Annotated in this window: 4 protein-coding genes and 1 pseudogene; all 5 read left to right on the plus strand. The window is 60.9% G+C overall.

Annotated elements, in window-relative coordinates:
* On the plus strand, window positions 1-2,097 hold a 2,097-nt coding region (locus EN750_RS19330), incomplete at its 5' end, for a vitamin B12 dependent-methionine synthase activation domain-containing protein (protein ID WP_189526318.1).
* 84 nt (window positions 2,098-2,181) lie between these two features.
* Window positions 2,182-2,445, plus strand: coding sequence for a metal-sensing transcriptional repressor (locus EN750_RS19335; RefSeq protein WP_127397356.1), 264 nt, complete (start codon window positions 2,182-2,184; stop codon window positions 2,443-2,445).
* A pseudogene (locus EN750_RS19340) lies at window positions 2,442-3,419 on the plus strand (cation diffusion facilitator family transporter); the annotation flags it as partial. The gene EN750_RS19335 and the pseudogene EN750_RS19340, both read left to right, overlap by 4 nt.
* A gap of 109 nt (window positions 3,420-3,528) precedes the next feature.
* Entirely contained in the window at window positions 3,529-4,248 is a 720-nt protein-coding gene (locus tag EN750_RS19345) for a sulfite exporter TauE/SafE family protein (protein ID WP_127397358.1), read from the plus strand.
* A 170-nt stretch (window positions 4,249-4,418) separates the two neighbouring features.
* Window positions 4,419-4,719, plus strand: a 301-nt coding sequence (locus tag EN750_RS19350; RefSeq protein ID WP_148669942.1) for a multicopper oxidase domain-containing protein, incomplete at its 3' end; no start/stop codon positions are given.

Here is a 4,719-nt window from a genome sequence, read left to right on the forward strand (position 1 = left end):
CTGCCGCATGTTCACATTTCCGGCGGCGTGTCGAACCTGTCCTTCTCGTTCCGCGGCAACGAGCCGGTGCGCGAGGCCATGCATGCCGTGTTCCTCTACCATGCCATCCAGCGCGGCATGGACATGGGCATCGTCAATGCCGGCCAGCTCGCAGTCTACGATACGATCGAGCCGGCACTGCGCGAGGCCTGCGAGGATGTCGTGCTCAACCGCATGCCCAGGGCCGGCGGCACCGCCACCGAACGCATGCTGGAGATCGCCGAACGCTTCAAAGGCACGGCGGGCCAGGAAGCCAAGGAGCGCGATCTCGCCTGGCGCGACCTGCCGGTCGAACAGCGGATCAGCCATGCACTGGTCAACGGCATCACCGAATTCATCGACGCCGACACCGAGGAAGCGCGGCTTGCCGCCGAGCGCCCGCTGCATGTCATCGAAGGCCCGCTGATGGCCGGCATGAACGTCGTCGGCGACCTGTTCGGCGCGGGTAAGATGTTCCTGCCGCAAGTGGTGAAATCGGCGCGGGTGATGAAGCAGGCCGTCGCCGGACTGCTGCCGCATATGGAGGCCGAGAAGCTGGCCAACGCCGCCAACGGCATCGACAATGGCGAACGCCAGACAGCGGGCAAGATCCTGATGGCGACGGTCAAGGGCGATGTCCATGACATCGGCAAGAACATCGTCGGCGTCGTGCTCGCCTGCAACAATTACGAGATCATCGATCTCGGCGTCATGGTGCCGGCGGCCAAGATCCTGCAGACGGCGCGCGACCAAAATGTCGACATCATCGGCCTGTCCGGCCTGATCACGCCATCCCTCGATGAAATGGTGCATATGGCCGCCGAGATGGAGCGCGAAGGCTTCGACATTCCGCTGCTGATCGGCGGCGCAACGACCAGCCGCGTGCACACGGCGGTGAAGATCCACCCGCGCTACACCAAGGGCCAGACGGTCTACGTCACCGACGCCAGCCGGGCGGTCGGTGTCGTGTCGTCCTTGCTGTCGAACGAGACCAAGGGCGGCTATGTCGACACGGTGCGCACCGAATACAAGAAGGTCGCCGATGCGCATGCCCGCTCCGAATCCGACAAGCAGCGGCTGCCGCTGGCCAAGGCGAGGGCTAATGCGCACCGGATCGACTGGTCTGCCTACGAGCCGCCGAAGCCGTCCTTTACCGGCGTCAAGGTATTCGAGAACTGGGATCTCACCGAACTCGCGCGCTACATCGATTGGACGCCGTTCTTCCAGACCTGGGAACTGAAGGGCCGTTATCCCAAAATTCTCGAAGACGAGGCGCAAGGCGCCGCCGCGCGCCAGCTGTTCGAGGATGCGCAGGCGATGCTGAAGAGGATCATCGCCGAGAAATGGTTCGCGCCGCGCGGCGTCGTCGGCTTCTGGCCGGCCAATGCCGTCGGCGACGACATCAGGCTGTTCACGGACGAAAAGCGGTCGCAGGAACTGGCGACCTTCTTTACCTTGCGCCAGCAGCTGACCAAGCGCGACGGCAAGGCCAATGTCGCACTGGCGGACTTCGTTGCGCCAGTGGAGTGCGGCAAGCCGGATTACATCGGCGGCTTTATCGTCACCGCCGGCATCGAGGAGGTGGCTATCGCCGAACGGTTCGAGCGAGCGAATGATGATTATTCGTCGATCATGGTCAAGGCGCTGGCGGACCGCTTCGCCGAAGCCTTTGCCGAGCGGATGCATGAGAAGGTGCGCAAGGAATTCTGGGGCTATGCTTCAGATGAAGCGCTGGCGCCGGACGAACTGATCGGCGAACCCTATCGCGGCATTCGCCCTGCGCCCGGCTATCCGGCGCAGCCCGATCACACCGAGAAGGCGACTTTGTTCCGGCTGCTCGACGGTGAGCGCAATGCAGGCGTGAGCCTGACCGAAAGCTATGCGATGTGGCCGGGTTCCTCGGTATCAGGCATCTATCTGGCGCATCCAGAAAGCTATTATTTCGGCGTCGCCAAGGTCGAACGCGACCAGGTCGAGGACTATGCACGCCGCAAGGCGATGCCGCTGGCCGAGGTAGAGCGCTGGCTTGGCCCCATCCTCAACTACGTGCCGGCACACTATGCCGAGGCGGCTGAATAGCGACGCGAACGCTATCATCATTTCGCTCTGACGGTCGTCGTTGATCTCTTGACTCTATCCTCCCAGGGGGGATAGTCGGGCGGTATGTCCGAAGGTATTCACACATCCCACCCTGCCATTTTAAAGCGGCTGAAACGCGCGCAAGGGCACCTGGCTTCCGTCATTGCCATGTTCGAAGCGGAACGCCCCTGCGTTGATCTTGCGCAGCAACTATACGCGGTCGAAAGCGCCATCAGCAGCGCGAAACGCGAGCTGATCCACGATCACATCGAGCATTGCCTGACCGACAGCGCTGAACCGAGCGGCAGCTCTCTGGCGGAACTCAAGCAGTTGGCGAAATATCTATGAACCATACGGGCGCACGCATCCTTGACTGGTTTGGGTTCGGACCAAGCGGCCATGCCACGCACGCTGATCACGGTCATGGCACAGGGCCGCATGGTCATTCCCACGGCGTCATCGATGCGACCATCGCCACAACTGACCGTGGCATCTGGGCCACCAAATGGTCATTCGTCATACTGGCGGTTACAGCGGCGCTGCAGGTTGTTGTTGTGATGCTGTCTGGCAGCGTGGCGCTGCTGGCCGACACGATCCACAACATCGGAGACGCCACGACCGCCATTCCACTGTGGATCGCATTCATGCTGGCGCGCCGCAAGCCGTCGCAGACCTTTACCTATGGTTTGGGCCGCGTCGAAGATCTGGCAGGGATCATCATTGTCCTGATCATTTTGTTTAGCGCCATCGTCGCTGGCTATCAGGCCATCGACCGTCTGATAAACCCCCAGTTGGTTACCCATCTGGGTTGGCTGACGGCGGCCGGCATTGTCGGGTTTCTTGGCAATGAAGTGGTTGCCGTGTTCCGGATCCGGGTCGGTCGGGAGATCAACAGCGCGGCGCTCGTCGCAGACGGCTACCACGCCCGCACCGACGGTCTCACTAGCCTTGCCGTTGTCATCGGTGCGCTGGGCGTTTGGCTCGGCTTTCCCTTGGCCGACCCGATTATTGGCCTGCTCATCACCGCTGCGATCTTCGGCATCGTTTGGCAATCGGCACGCTCGGTGCTTACTCGCATGCTTGACGGTGTCGAACCCGGCGTCATGGGCGAAATCCGGCATGCCGCCGAGCATGTGCCAGGCGCGCAGATTGTCGAGGCGAAAGCTCGTTGGATTGGCCACAAGCTGCACGCAGACATTGCCATCTCGGTCGACGAAGCTTTGCCTGTTTCCGAGGCCAGGAAGATAACGGCCGCTTTGGAAGATGAACTGTTCGAGCACATGCCGGCTCTTGCAGCTGCCAACATTCGGTTGGCCACCGCAAATGAACAACACGACGATCCGCATCCTCACGGGCATGATCACGGTGAACACCACGGCCACCACCATTGAGGGTCGCGAAAAAACCACCGGCGTCGGCTAACCTCGACTGATGTTCCAAACGCTTGTTGAGTTTCAACGCACCATATATCTGGCGTTCGCCGACCAGATAAAACTGCTCTCGGTTGGAGGCGATTGGCTGGCGTTCCTGGCCTTCCTGCCAATGGGGGTCTTGTTTGGAGCCGCACATGCTTTGACGCCCGGTCACAGCAAAGCTATTTTGGCGACCTACCTTGCCGGCTCCGATGCGAAGGTTTCGCGCGGCCTCTTGGTGTCGGTTACTCTGTCCTTCACTCACGTGGCAATCGCAGTTCTGATCGCCGTGCTTTCGCTGCCGCTTGTCTCGATCGCGTTGGGTAGTGTTGGGCGCGCGCCACTCCTCGAGAACATCAGTCGCGGCCTGCTCGGGCTGATCGGCGTCTGGATGATATGGCGCGCATTGAACCATGGCCGGCATCACAAGCATGAGGGCGAGGCTGTTGGTGTCATGGCCGGTTTGATACCCTGCCCGCTGACCCTCTTTGTCATGACGTTCGCGATTTCCAGAGGCGTACCGGGCGCCGGTATTCTGTTCGCGATCACCATGATGCTTGGTGTGGCACTGACCTTGTCTTGTGTGGCGATCGCTTCAATCCTGTTCAAAGAGCGACTGGTGCACTTTTTCGACAGCCGTCCGCGCCTGTTCGATGTCATCTCACGTACGATTGAAGGGGTGGCTGGCTTTGCGCTCGCTTGCATAGCCGTCTGGCAAATCTCATCTTCGGCTGTCTGATCTCGATGAGTTCTCACCAGCCTGTCGAAAACAGCGCAAGCGAACGTCATCTTGTCGCCATGACATCGTCGGGACACGATGTGCCAATACCGGCATCTGCGCTGGTGGCTGGCCGATAATCCAACACATCGATAAACCCAGGGCAGTCGCCTTTGCAGTCGGAGCGCCGAATGACCTTACTCACACGCCGCGGACTTTTGAAAACGGCTGCGGTTGCTGGCGTGGGCGGGATCGGGCTCTCGGCCATGGGTCGGCTTGGCGGCTTGGCAGCTGCCACAACTGAGCCGGTCGTTTTGCAGACGGCAAAGATCCAGGCGAAGCTGATGGATATCGGCCAGACCAGGGATGTGCTGACCTATGGCAACACCGGAATGCCGCCCGTGCTCAGAATGAAAAAGGGCGAGCCCTTCGCTGCACGCCTTATCAACGCGATCGACGATCCGACGACGATCCACTGGCACGGTATTCGCG

This window comes from Mesorhizobium sp. M7A.F.Ca.ET.027.03.2.1 (genome assembly GCF_003999175.1).
Taxonomy (GTDB): domain Bacteria; phylum Pseudomonadota; class Alphaproteobacteria; order Rhizobiales; family Rhizobiaceae; genus Mesorhizobium.